This window comes from Malacoplasma penetrans HF-2 (assembly GCF_000011225.1).
GTDB classification, from domain to species: Bacteria; Bacillota_I; Bacilli_A; order Mycoplasmatales; family Mycoplasmoidaceae; genus Malacoplasma; species Malacoplasma penetrans.
On sequence record NC_004432.1, the window covers coordinates 241,483 to 255,925 of the forward strand.

General features: G+C 24.9%; 9 protein-coding genes. All 9 read left to right on the plus strand.

Translation table 4 applies throughout. The features are described 5' to 3' along the window. The first annotated feature begins 11 nt into the window (after positions 1–11). The 9 genes from nadE (at position 12) to MYPE_RS01050 (ending at position 14,440) form a co-directional block, all read left to right on the plus strand. A complete protein-coding gene (gene nadE, locus MYPE_RS01010; protein WP_011077021.1) occupies positions 12–743 on the plus strand; it encodes an NAD(+) synthase in 732 nt (243 codons plus the stop codon). Between the two features lie 128 nt (positions 744–871). After that, on the plus strand, positions 872–4,009 hold the full coding sequence (locus MYPE_RS01015) for a lipoprotein 17-related variable surface protein (RefSeq protein ID WP_011077022.1): 3,138 nt from the start codon (positions 872–874) through the stop codon (positions 4,007–4,009). 162 nt (positions 4,010–4,171) lie between these two features. Next, positions 4,172–7,318, plus strand: coding sequence for a lipoprotein 17-related variable surface protein (locus MYPE_RS01020; protein ID WP_011077023.1), 3,147 nt, complete (start codon positions 4,172–4,174; stop codon positions 7,316–7,318). Positions 7,319–7,495: 177 nt separating this feature from the next. After that, positions 7,496–7,768 carry a hypothetical protein gene (locus MYPE_RS01025; protein ID WP_011077024.1) on the plus strand — a complete coding sequence of 91 codons (273 nt, stop codon included), beginning with the start codon at positions 7,496–7,498 and terminating at the stop codon, positions 7,766–7,768. Then, complete coding sequence (locus MYPE_RS01030) at positions 7,746–10,718, plus strand: DNA polymerase III subunit alpha (RefSeq protein WP_011077025.1); 2,973 nt, start codon at positions 7,746–7,748, stop codon at positions 10,716–10,718. Before MYPE_RS01025 ends, MYPE_RS01030 begins: the two co-directional genes overlap by 23 nt. Before the next feature lie 7 nt (positions 10,719–10,725). Beyond that, positions 10,726–11,604, plus strand: coding sequence for a 5'-3' exonuclease (locus MYPE_RS01035; protein ID WP_011077026.1), 879 nt, complete (start codon positions 10,726–10,728; stop codon positions 11,602–11,604). A gap of 1 nt (position 11,605) precedes the next feature. Further along, positions 11,606–12,439, plus strand: coding sequence for a DNA-formamidopyrimidine glycosylase (gene mutM / locus MYPE_RS01040; RefSeq protein ID WP_011077027.1), 834 nt, complete (start codon positions 11,606–11,608; stop codon positions 12,437–12,439). Further along, a complete protein-coding gene (gene coaE, locus MYPE_RS05360) occupies positions 12,412–13,032 on the plus strand; it encodes a dephospho-CoA kinase (protein ID WP_011077028.1) in 621 nt (206 codons plus the stop codon). Before mutM ends, coaE begins: the two co-directional genes overlap by 28 nt. A 151-nt stretch (positions 13,033–13,183) precedes the next feature. After that, positions 13,184–14,440, plus strand: a complete 1,257-nt coding sequence (locus tag MYPE_RS01050; protein ID WP_011077029.1) for a DnaD domain protein — start codon at positions 13,184–13,186, stop codon at positions 14,438–14,440. The last annotated feature ends 3 nt before the right edge of the window (positions 14,441–14,443 follow it).

Genomic DNA, 14,443 nt, shown 5'->3' on the forward strand with positions numbered 1-14,443 from the left:
AAAGCTAAATTATGAAAAAAGATTATATAAAGATTATTGATAAGATTGCTAATTGAATGAATCAAACTCTAACTGAAGCTAAATCAAATGGTTTTGTATATGGAGTTTCTGGTGGAATTGATTCTGCTTTAATTTGTGCAATTGCTAGTAAATTTTTTAAAGACAGAAGTTTAGCTGTAAGACTTGATATTTTTAATTCTGTTAATGATACAAAAGATGCTAATTTAGTTATTTCTCATTTTAAAGTAAACTCTGTTGATAAAAATCTTGAACAAGTGTTTAATACTTTTATTAAAGATTTACCCGATAATAAACTAGCTTTAATGAATCTTAAATCTAGACTTAGAATGGTATGTTTATATTATTATGCTCAAACTTATAACTACTTAGTTTGTGGAACAAGTAATGCTGATGAATTATATACTGGATACTTTACTAAATTTGGAGACTCAGGATCTGATTTTATTCCCTTAGCCAATTTGACTAAAACAGATGTTAGAGAGTGTTCTAAAATTTTGGGAGTCCCATCTCAAATTATTAATAAAGATCCAAGTGCAGGACTATTTGAAAATCAAAAAGATGAAGATGATTTAAAAGTATCATATTTAGAAATTGATAACTTTTTAGAAAACAATCCTATTAGTGAGAGTAGTAAAAATAGAATTTTAGATCTTCACAAAATTTCAGAACATAAAAGAAATATGCCAAAGACAATTTTAAAACTTGGTGAAATAATTAAGTAAAATAAAAGTGCAATAAAACTCACTTCTTAAAAGGGTGGGTTTTTGTTTTGTAATTTTAGTTAAGTATAATTAAGTTAATAACTAGAAACATGTTTTTACATGTATGTTTGATAGCAGTGGTTTATTAAATGAAAACTAAATTTAAAAATTTATTATTGAATAAAAAATTTTTATCTCTTATTACAACTTCTTTAGTATATGCAAGTTTTGCTACAATATTTTCTTCAAATATTAGTAGCCAAGATAGAAATGAAATTGAGAAAACTAATTCTAATTTAAATGCTTCTACAACAGCTGCAGTTACAGAAAATATAACTGGGTTTAGTGAATATGATTTGTTAGCTTCTACAAATTTGGTTGCACCGGTTATTACCACTTATGGTGTAGTAGGTTGAACAAATTCTCATAAAACTTTAACATTAACAACATTTGATGGTGTCTTAGTTTGAAAGTTAACTTTTGCTAATAATTCTGAAATTACTACTTTTTATAAAACTGCATATCCAACTCAATCTATGTCAGATATTAAAGTGAACAATTATGTTTATCTGTCTAGTGAAAATATTTTGGTAATGTTATTAGGAGCTGATCAATATAAAAATCAAGTTGCTGTTGGTGTTAATATGTCTACAGGAACATTGTTTAATCCCATTGCATCTAAAGACGGATCTATTAATTACATTGTTAAGGTTAAAGATGGAATAAATAGATTATTTGTTAATTCATCTAACAACATTATTGGTATTAAAGATGGTAAGTACAATGATTATGTTAGTGCTGAATATTTAACTTTTAGTAAAGCAAAGGGAGTTTCTCAACTACCTATTTCAATTCCCAGAAATTTAGCAAAAAATCAAAATGACAGTTTATATTCTTATGCAACTGGTGTAAATGGAATTAATTTTGTTACTTTTATTAGCAATACTTCTAGTGCTACACCTCCTGTTACTAGAGCTGCAGCTGCTGGATCTGTTTATAGAACTTTTTATACTGTAGCTGTTAATGACTTTATGAATCCTATTGAAAAAACAGCAGGAACATCAGTAACATTGGATGTGGGGAATGCAACTAATATATCGAACCCATCAGCTGATATTAATAATAATGATTTTTGGAAATACCCTACACAGTATTTATCTAATACTGCTCAAGAGATTAAATTTTTTCTTGTTTTAGGTGGCGGTAAAAGTTCTGTTGTTACTTTAAACTACAACATTAATAACAAAACAATTACAAAAGAAAAAAATTTAGATGTAGTTGAAGGTGAGCAAGCCTTTGGAATGTACTTATATAACTCATCGACAAAAAGATTGTTTATTTCTAATAAAAAATCAAAAACTCACTTAGCCACAGGATATGTAAATTTAAATGTAAATGCAAGTGCATCTTTACAATTTGTTAATTTGGAATTTTCTACTTCTAATTGAGATACAAATACATTTGTTTATTCTGATTTAATTCGTGAATTTCCTATTATGAGTACCTCACAATTATCTTATCCAGACCCTTATATTGTTTTGGAAAAGAGTAAAACTCCATCAGCAAAATATTTTATTAATCAAAGTGATATCCAAACTCATAACTTAACTTTTAAATCATATAATGATCCTGTAGAAAGATTTAAATCACAATTTAAAAATGATTTACAAAAATTACCTTCACAAGTTACTGATGCAAACTTGAAATCTTCTTTACAATTCACAGGTGCTTCTTTTTCAGCTGAAATTGGAATTATTGAGAAAAGTGCAGATGATCAGAATGGTGTTTTAACTTTTAAATATTCTGTAAGTTACAGAAACTGATATGCCTCAAGTTCTGCATATACTTTTCATATTGCTGCAACTATTACAGGGTTCTATGCAAAATCAAACTTTCAATTTAGTTTTATTACTGGGTTTACTGGTACAACTTCTGAAAATGAAAAGTGAAATAAGATAGGTGAATTAAAAACAAATAAATATGCATATGATGTAACACAGGATGAAATAATAAATCATTTTATAACTTATAACATTAAAGATTCATCTGGTTCTCAAGTTACTATAGACAAAAATATGATTAGATTGAGTTCAAGTACTAGTGGTTATTCACTTACTGTTACAGTTAGTGTTTCAGGTAATTTTCCAAATGGAGTTACTAGAACTTTTACTCACACTTATGATGGTTTTAAGACAATATCAGGATATGATAATCGTTTTGTAGAAAATCCATCAACTTTTGATAGAAGTTTAATTTATCCAAGTGAATTAACCAAAACTATATTCTTAGAAAATTTTGTGAGTCTTGGTGATAAATGAAGTGTTAATCCAAATGATTGAGATTTTGAAATATCATCTAATAATTTAGAAGGAACTGCAACAGTTACTTTAACATATACATCAACTACTGACACTTCTTTTCCTAATGGAACAAACAAAAAAATTATTGATAATAAGACAATAGACTTATTCAAAAACATCCCATCTCAATTTAAAGATAATGTTTCTATGATTGAATATAGTGGATCATTAACTCCAACTCAGTTATGAACTGAATACCAAAATAACCCAAGTGATTCTAAGTTATTAAGTTACTTAAATTTCCCTAATATCAATAATAAAACTAATTTAGAAATAACTTGTTCTAATACTTCTTCAGCAGATAATGATGGATATTTAGATTTAAATATCAAAATTAAAGAAGGAACTCAAACTACATTATTTATTTCTGGTGACGGTTACTTTACATATGATGCTAAAGCAACTGAGGCTTTTAAAAAGATATTAGAATCAGACACTTTTAAAGTTAAGTGAACAATTAATAAAGTTAACAATAACTTTCATTGAATTGGAACTAATGGTCAAGTTATTACAAGTCAATCTTCAACATATGTTGTTAATTTAGAAAACCAAAGCTACACAGGCATTAATAAAGAAATGTATGCAGACCAAGTTAATGAACAAGATATAGATAAGTTGTTCACATTTGATGGTTATACAATCATTAATAAATCTGTTAACCCGAATGTTTCTCAAGGAACTCTTACTGTAATCATTAACCTAAAAGAATCTAATAGTGTTGATTCATCTATTGGTGTTACTCAAACTAAAACAATTATTATTAATGGTTTTAAAGTTGACACAATGGATTCTACAAAATATATCTTGTATGCTTTTGCTGGTGTTATTTCTATTACTACAATTTGTTTAATGACATTCTTAATTTTATTTTTAATTAAGAGAAACAAATATAAAACTATTTCGAAGGTTAGACAAATTAGAAGATAATTTTTAAAATTATTAGTCTTTTATTTTAAATAAAAAGTCCATCTTTAATAAGGTGGGCTTTTGCTTTAAGCTTGTTAGTTAAGTATAATTATATAGTTATATACACTTATCTTTATTTAAAGAACTAAATCATATATCTTGTAATAGTTATAGGTTAATTGTATGAAGACAAAATTTAGAAATATCACTTTATTAAATAAGAAAAAATTATTATTAGCTACAACTTCACTATTTTCTATTGGTTTAATAGGTTTTTTTGCTGCAAACATAAATAACAATAGTAATAGTTTAGTTGAACAAACTTCTTCAAGTTTAAATGCTACTTCAAATACATCAACTAGAAATACTGTTACTGAAGATATAAATAATTTTACAAGTTATGATTTGTTAGCTTCTTCAAATATTGTAGCTCCTGTTACTTCTTCATATGGTGTAGTTGGTTGAACAACTTCACAAAAAACTTTAACTTTAACAACTTTTGATGGTGTATTAGTTTGAAAATTAACTTTTGCAAACAATAGTGAAATAATTAACTTTTATTCTCAAAATTATTCAAATCAAGACACAAGTGATATTAGAGTAAATAATTATGTTTATTTAACTAGTGAAAATATTTTAGTAGTTTTATTAGGTACAAGTAGTTATACAAACCAAGTTGCAGTTGGTGTAAATATGGCTACTGGAACTTTGTTTAATCCTATTGCTTCTACTAATAATACAATTAACCATATTGTTAAAGTAAAAGATGGAATTAATAGATTATTTGTAAATTCTTCTAATAATGTAATTGGTATTAAAGATGGTAAATATACTGATTATGTGAATGGTGAATATTTAACATTTAGCACTTCTAAAGGAGTATCTGAATTATCTTTAACTATTCCTAAAAGCTTATCAAAAAACACAGAAGATACTTTATATTCTTATACTACTGGAAGTGGTGGAATAAACTTTGTTACTTTTATTAGTAATGATACTGTAACACCAGCTCCCACACCTAGTGTAACTGGCTCTGTATACCACACTTTTTATACAGTTGCAGTTGATGATTATATGAATCCAATTTTGAATTCTAATAATTTAACTTCAATTGATTCAGGTTATGCAACTAATATAAGTAATTCATCTAGTTCAACAATTCAAAATGACGATTTCTGAAAATATCCAACTCAAGCTTTAAATTCAAGTTCTACAAGTATTAATTTCTTTTTAGTGCTTGGTGGTGGTAAAAGTTCAGTTGTAACTTTTACATACAATATATCTTCTAAAACTTTCACTAAAAATAAGACTTTAGATGTTACTGAAGGTGAACAAGCATATGCAATGTATATGTATAATTCAGCCACAAAAAGATTATTTATTTCTAATAAGAAATCTAAAAATCATGTTGCAACTGGATATGTTGATTTAAATGCAAGTAGTTTAGCTTTCACTAATCTTGAATTCATTCAAGATTCTAACTGAAACAGTAGTACTTACATATACACAAATATAGTTCGTGAATTTCCTATTATTAGTAGTTCAGCATTATCTGTTCCAGATCCTTATATAGTGTTAGAAAATGGAAAAACTCCAATAGCAAAGTATTTTATTTCATCTACTGAAATTCAAACATATACATTAGCTTTTAAATCTTATAGTGATCCAGTAACAAGATTTAAAAATACATATGCTTCAGAGTTGCAAAAATTACCTTCTCAAATCAGTACAAGTAATCTTACTTCTTCTCTTGTTTTTACAGGAGGTGATTTTTCTCCGACAGTAGGAATTGTTAGTAGAACTGATGATAACCAAAATGGAGTTTTAACTTTCCAATATGCAGTAAGTTATAGAAACTGATATGCAACTGGATCTGCTTATACTTTCCATATTGCAGTAACTATAGATGGTTTTTATGCACAATCAAATTTTAAATTTAATTTCATCACGGGTTTAACTGGTGATACTACAGAAAATAATAAATGAAATCAAATTGTTTCTTTAAAAACTAACAAGTATGCATATGAAATAACAACAACAGATATTATTAACAATTTCATTTCTTATGATATTAAAGATGCAACTGGTAAAACAGTTTCAATAACAAGCAACATGGTTACTTTATCAGCTTCAGCAAGTGGTTATTCATTAACGGTAAGAATTAATGTTACTGGAACTTTTCCAAGTGGTGTAACTAGAAGTTTTAGTCAAACTTATGATGGATTTAAAACAGTATCAGGATATGATTCAAACTTTACAAGTGATCCTACTACTTTTGATAAATCTTTAATTTATCCAAGTGAGTTAACAAAAGCTAATTTTTTAGATTATTTTGTAACACTAGGAGATAAATGAAGTCTTAATCCAAATGACTGACAATTTGATATCACTCCAGATAATTTAAATGGAACAGCAGTTGTTTCTTTAACTTATACAGGAACAGATTCTACTTTCCCAAGCACAACTTCTAAAAAAGTAGTTGATAGTAAAACTATTTCATCATTTAAAAATATTCCTTCTCAGTTTAAAGACAACATATCAATGACAACATACAGTGGTTCTTTAAACCCATCTCAATTGTGAAATGAATATGTTAATAATCCAGCAGATTCAAAACTATTAAGTTATTTAAATTTTCCAAACATTAATAATAAAACTAGTTTAGAAATTACTTGTAGTAATCAAGCAACTGCAGATAATGATGGATATTTAGATTTAAGTATTTCAATTAAAGAAGGTACTCAAACTACATTATTTATTTCTGGTGATGGATACTTTACATATGATTCAACTGCTGTAACAGCATTTGAATCAATCCTTGGAAGTAGTAGTTTTAGTGTTAGATGAACTATCAATAAAGCAAATACTAATTTCCAATGAATTGGAACTAATGGACAAGTTATTACAACTCAATCTTCAACTTATGTTGTTAATTTAGAAAACCAAAGTTATACAGGTATTAATAAAGAAATGTATGCAGACCAAGTAAGCGAAGAAGATATAGATAAATTATTTTCTTTTGATGGTTATACAATTGTTAATAAATCTATAAGTCCAAATGTATCTCAAGGTACATTAACAGTAATTATTAGTTTAAAACAATCTAATAGTGTTGACTCATCAATTGGTGCTACTGAAACTAAAACTATTATCATTAATGGTTTTAAAGTAGATACAATGGATTCTACTAAATATATCTTCTATGCATTCATGGGAGTAATTGGAATTACAATAGTAACACTTGGAATCTTTTTAACAATGTTCATTATTAAAAAACATAAATATAAAAAAATTCCTAGAATTAATCAAATTAAAAAAATCAAAAGATAAGAATAAAATTTTTAATTTAATGACATCATTTTTTTAATGGTGTCATTTTTTATTCATCTACTGAAAATACAATTGTGAAACCCATAAATTTATGTTATTTTTGTATCAATAATTTACTTAAAAAAACTTTTTATTGTAACTTATAATTTATTTAAAGTATTTGGTTAAGGTATATATATGTTTTGAAATAAATCAAAAAATAAAGATAAAGAAAATAAAAAATTACAAGAAGAAATAAATAGAAAGATGAAGGATAGTCATCTTACTAATGAAACAACATTAATAAATATTGATGATTTAAAAAGAGAGAATGAAGATACTTTAATTTACAATAAATATTCAAAACTTACTTATAATGAATTGTTATACAAAATGGAATATGAAGGACTAGAACAAAGAGAAAAAGAAATTATTTTAGCTATTATTAATGAAAGAAAAAAACAAAAATAATTTAACTCCATTAGTTCTAAATCTTAACACTTATTCACATTACAGTTTACTAAGTTCATCTTTATCATTAGATCAAATCATAGAGTTTGCTATTAATGAAGAAAAAAAATATGTTTGTTTAACTGACACAAACCTTTATGGTGTAATTGAGTTTTATCTAAAATGTAAAGATAAAAACTTAATGCCTGTAATTGGTTTATCTATTAATTCACAATTAATAGAAAATACTAAATATGATTTTGTTTTGTTTGCCAAAAATAAAAAGGGATATTTAAATTTAGTTAAAATATCTTCTTTTTTAATGACTAATAATGATTTTAATTATGAAAATTATTTATCAGATTTATTCATTGTAGATAAAAATGGAACATTTGATTTCAAAACAGATTCTAAAGTTTATTCTATTAATCCAAAAGATAAAAATGCTATTGCATTTAATGAAGCAAGATACTTTAATAAAAATGATAAGAGAGTTTTTAATGCTTTACAAGCTATTAAAAACAATAGAACAGTATCAATTGATGAATTAGAAGAAGGGCAAGATTTATCTTTATTAACTGAATCTGAATCTGTTTCATTGTTTAATGATGTTCAAATTGAAAACTTAAATAATGAAATTAAAGAAGTTAATTTAGAAATTGAATTTGAAAAAAACAACATTATTAAATACCCAAATGAATCAAATTTAAGTGATAAAGCTTTATTACACAAATTCTGTATGGATGGATTGAATGAAAAGATTTTTAACAAGGAAATTGATTCAAATTCAAAAGATACATACATTGAAAGAATGGAATATGAATTACAAATCATTGATGATATGGGATTTAATGATTATTTTTTAGTAGTTCAAGATTTTATTAATGATGCTAAAAATAAAGGAATTCTAATAGGACCTGGAAGAGGATCTGCAGCTGGAAGTTTAATTGCTTACTTATTAGGAATTACAGAAATTGATTCAATTAAATATAACTTACTTTTTGAAAGATTTTTAAATCCTGGAAGAATTACTATGCCTGATATTGATATAGATATCATGGATATTAGACGTGATGAAGTTGTAGAATATTTATTTGAAAAATATGGATATGACCATGTTGCTCATATTATTACTTTCCAAAAAATTAAAGCTAAAATGGCTTTAAGAGATATTGGAAGAATTTTAAATATTGATTTAAAAATTATTAACTCAATTTGTAAGTCAATCACAAAAGATTTAGAAGAAGATTTAGCAAATGCTATTAATACTAAAAAATTACAAGATGCATATAAATCATATAAAGATTTATTTGATTTAGCAATTGGAATTATGGGCTGTCCTAGACAGGTTGGGATCCATGCAGCAGGGGTAGTTTTATCTCAAAAAGTATTAACAGATATTGTTCCAATTCAAACTAGTGTTAATGGTGAAATTACTACTCAATATTCAATGGATTATCTAGAAGATTTAGGATTAATCAAAATGGATTTATTAGGTTTAACTAATTTATCTACTATTAACCATGTTTGTAAATTAATCAAAATGAATCATGGTATTGAAATTAATTTAGCTAAATTAAATTTAGAAGATCAAAATGTATTTTTAGATCTACAACAAGGACACACATTAGGAATTTTCCAATTAGAATCTGAAGGAATGACTTCTGTAGTAAAACAAGTAAAACCAGTTTGTATAGAAGATATCTCAATTTGTTCTGCTCTATTTAGACCTGGTCCAATGCAAAACATTAAACCATTTGTAAGAAGAAGAGAAGGGTTTGAAAAAGTAGAATATATTGACGTTAAAAATAAAGACATCTTAGAACCAACTCATGGGATTATTGTTTATCAAGAACAAGTGATTAATTTAGTAAGAAGAATTGCTAATTTCTCATTATCAGAAGCTGATATGTTTAGAAGAATTATTTCTAAGAAAAAGGGTCATGAGTTAGACAATTTCAAAAAAATGTTTTTTGAAAATGCTTTAAAAAATGACTATACACAAGACCGATTAGAACAAATCTATAACTATATATATACATTTGCAGATTATGGGTTTAACCATTCTCACTCAGTTGCATATTCATTAATTGGATACTGAATGGCATATTTAAAACACTACTATCCAATTGAATTTATGATCATTCTAATGACATTCTCAGAAAATGATAAAAACAAAATTGATTTATATGTAAATGAATGTAAAAGACTTAATATTAATATTAGAAAACCAGACATTAATATTTCTAACAAGAGTTTTGGTTTATATAAGAAGAACACAATTCTATTTGGTCTAAACTCTATTAAAGGAATAGGGGTAGAAACTTCTAAAAAAATTATTGAGATTAGAACTAATAATAAAGATAAAAAATTTAGTGATTTCTGTGAAGCCATTAAAAAACTTTCATCAAATAAAGTTGGGATATCAACTTTAGAAACATTAATTAATGCAGGTACATTTGATGGTTTTAAACTTTCTAAAAAATACATGTTAGAAAATTTACCTATTATTGTTGATGCAGCTAGTAATTTAAAAGATGATGGTTCATTTCTTTTTGAACCAAGATTAATAGATGTTGAAGGGGAAACAAATGCTGAAAAAGAAGCATTTAATAAAAAGGAAATTGAACTATTAGGATTAGATTTAAATGAGGATAATAATAATTTCTCAGATAAAAATGAACTTCTATATAAATACCCTGATATTAAACCAATTACTGAACCAATTACTAATGGAACTTTTAAAAGTATAGTTTTTATAAAATCTTATGAAATTAAAAAAACTAAAAAAAATACTGACATGTTAAGTCTTATGTTAGTTGATATTTTTAATAATAAAAAGAAAGTAATTAGTTTTAGTTCACACTTAATTTCCAATATTGATTCTTTAGATTTTTCTAAAAAATATTTAGGAACTTTTAGAGGAACTACATTTGGACCAAACTTAACATTTTTAGATGAAGTGGAGTAATTAATTTATGAAAAAGAAAGCTATCTTAATTGATGGAAACTCTTTAATGTTTAGAGCATATTATGGAACAATCAATCAAGTTGATTATTATATTAAAAATAATTTAGAACCTACTAACGCTATTAAAACTATGATGCTAATCATTTTTAAATTATTAACAACTAATAATTATGATTATGCTGTGATTGCATTTGACCATAAGGATAAGAATTTTAGAAAAGAAGAGTTAGAAGACTATAAGGGAACTAGAAAAAAAACTCCAGATCATTTAATTTCTCAAATTGAACCAATTAAAGAAATCATGTCATATTTTGGTTTAAATGTTTATTGTGTTTCTGGTATTGAAGCAGATGATGTTGTAGGAAGTGCTTCAAAATTACTAACTGATAATGATGTGTATTGCGAAATCTATTCTTCAGATAATGACTTATTACAATTGGTTAATGAAAAAGCTAATGTAATTCAACTTAAAAAAGGAATTGATGAAACAATAACTTATACTCAAGAAAACTTCTCTAATTTATTTTATGGATTACAACCTGCACAAATTCCAGATTATAAGGGAATTAGTGGAGACAGTTCTGATAACCTTCCAGGAATTAAAGGTCTTGGTAATAAAACTGCAATTGATTTATTACAAAAATATAAATCATTGGAATCAATTTATGAAAATTTAGATTTTATTACATCTAATAGTGTAAAAACTAAATTATTAGCTGGGAAAGAAATTGGTTTAAAATGTAAGAAACTTGCAACAATATTAGTGAATTATTTTGATGATAAAAAAATTGATGAATTTGCTTTTAAAGGAATGGACCAAGAAAAAATAAAAGATATAATAAATAAATATCATTTTAGTGGTTTTAAAAAATACATAGGAGAATAAGGTGCCAGAATTACCAGAAGTACAAAGTGTTATAGATTCATTAAAAGAACAAGGTTGTTTGAATAGAACAATTACTAATATTGAATCTATAATGCCTAAAATTTTTAAAAATTGTAGTTATGAAGATTTTACTCATTACATAATTAATGAACAAATTAAAGATATTACTAGAAAAGGTAAATATCTAATTTTTCATTTAACTAATGATAAAGTTTTTGTTGTCCATTTAAGAATGGAAGGAAAGCTATTTTTTGAAAAGACAGATTCTTCATATGACAAAAAACATGTACTGGTAAAAATTGAGATGGATGATTATGAAATCAGATACCATGACACTAGAAGATTTGGAACCTTTACTATCTATAATGAAAATAACTATTTAGACTCTAAAGAAATAAAAAAACTAGGTTTAGATCCATTAGAAGAAGAGTTTGACTGAAAATACTTAAAAAACAATATTAAAAAATCTAATAGAGCAATTAAAACTACATTATTAGACCAAGAAAATGTTTCAGGTATTGGTAATATTTATGCTGATGAAATATTGTTTGCTTCAAGTATCCATCCTGAAACTATAGCAAATAAATTAACAGATAATGATTTTAAAAAAATAGCTGAAAATTCAAGAATTATATTAGCTAAAGCTGTAGAAAATAAAGGAACAACTATTGCTACATATTTTTTTAAAAAAGAACAAAAAGGTGAATTTCAGAAATTTTTAAAAGTTCACACTAAAAAAGATTTTGATTGTGTTAACTGTAAAAATAAAATCGTAAAAATAAAGGTAAATGGTAGAGGAACATATTTATGTTTAAAATGCCAAAAGAAGAAATAAATCAGTCTAAATTAATTTGTGTTACAGGTTTTATGGGGAGTGGTAAAAGTACTTTTGTTAACTTTTTGAAACAAATGGGTTGTGAAACCTTTGTTGCAGATGAGTTTGTTCATAATTCTTATTTAAAGGGTAATATTGGTTATAAAATTATTAAAGATAATTTTGGTACTGATTATGTAAATGATGAGTGTGTTGATAGACCAAAATTAAGAGAATTAATCTTAAATAACCAAGAAAAAAAGTTTTTATTAGAAAAACTAATGAATAAAGTTATTTATGACAAAATATTTGAATTAAAAAAAGAAAATAGACAAATTATTGTTGAATTAGGAACTTACTTATTTTTTGAAGAATATTTTAAAGATTTATTCTATAAAGTAGTAGTTGTAGATAGTTCAGACAAAAATTATAAAAAAAATAATTTTAAAAAATTTTCAAACATAGAAAAGTTTTCAACAAAACCTGTTGGAAACTTAGAAAACCCCCAAAAAGAAGGGGTTTTTTATACAGATTTTTTGGTTGGAAACTGTGGAAACCTGTTCGATTTAGAGTCAAAGGCAAAAGATTTTTTGAAGGTTTTAACTCATATTTAGTAAACTTCTTTATGTGTAATCTTGTATTTAATTTCTTTTAGGAATTTATATGAGATGTACTTAAATTTGTTTTATATTTATGTTTTAAGACATAGATAGACATATTTAGTAGATTTTTGAAAATTATATAAATAATTGAGGGGGTCTAATTATGTCTTTTCCTATGTCTTTTTATATTGATTCTGAATATAAATACATTTATAAATCAGATTTCAATCCCAATGTTTTTTTAATGTCTAAATTGTATGCACCTTTCTTAAATAAAGAAGCTTTTCAGTTATACATTTTTATGTGTGAAGAATTGAGAAATTTTAGTAATACTAAATTTTATATCAATAGAGTAAGAGATATTTTAAGTATCTTAAATATCAAAGAATCAGACTTCAATGATTTAAGAAATAATTTAGAATCACTTCAATTATTAAAAACTTATACAAGTGATAACAAGGTTTATTTTGAATTATTTGAACCTCTAAAATTTGATAAGTTTATAGAAAACAAACATTACAAAACTAATTTAGAAGAAAAAATTGGTAAAAATATGTTTGATAAATTAGTAGCTCAATATGGAGCAATTGAATTTACTGAAAGTCTTTCAGATATTTCAATTGATCCCAAAAAATATTTTGAAAGTAAAAATTTTAAAAAAGAAAATACTTTTAATTTTGAAATGCTATATCAAAAGCTATCAACTACTAGTAAATTCCACATCATTATTAGTGATGATGTTAAAAAAGAAATTGAATATTACTATACTGAACAAAATTTATCTTTTTTAGAAATTGAGAAATGTGTTTACAATTCTTTAATTAAAAATAAAAATGATTTTGAAATTAATTTAAATTTAATTCAAGTGGAATTAGAAAAATTAGCAGATAAATCAGTCCTTGATTTACAAGCAATTACTAAAATTAACCATTCTAATAAATTATTTATTGAAAAATTTTCAATTAGTGATTTAAACATTGTTTTTAAAAATTATAGAAATTTAAAACCAGAACAATTTTTAACATCTTTAACATTAGAAGATTTAACTGAAACAGATTTTAAAATTATTAACACTTTAAGAAATAAGTATTTAATCTCTGAATCTTTAATTAATATTATGATTGATTTTTCAATTAGAAAAACTCACAATGAACTAAATGAAAAATATTTATATAAAATGGCTAAATCTTTTAACTTAGAAAATATTAGTTCTTTAAATGAAGCTTATGATTTCTTGTTTAATTGAGATAAAAAAGAAGTTAAAGAACCAAAAAAAGAAAGAAAATATAATAAGAGAACTTACTCATCTAAAAAGAAAAAAGATGAAGATATATCTTTAGATAACGAATCATTTAATGAATTTAATAATAATATAGATGATGGTGAAGAAAGAGTTCTTATGATTGATTTGGAACTGTAATAT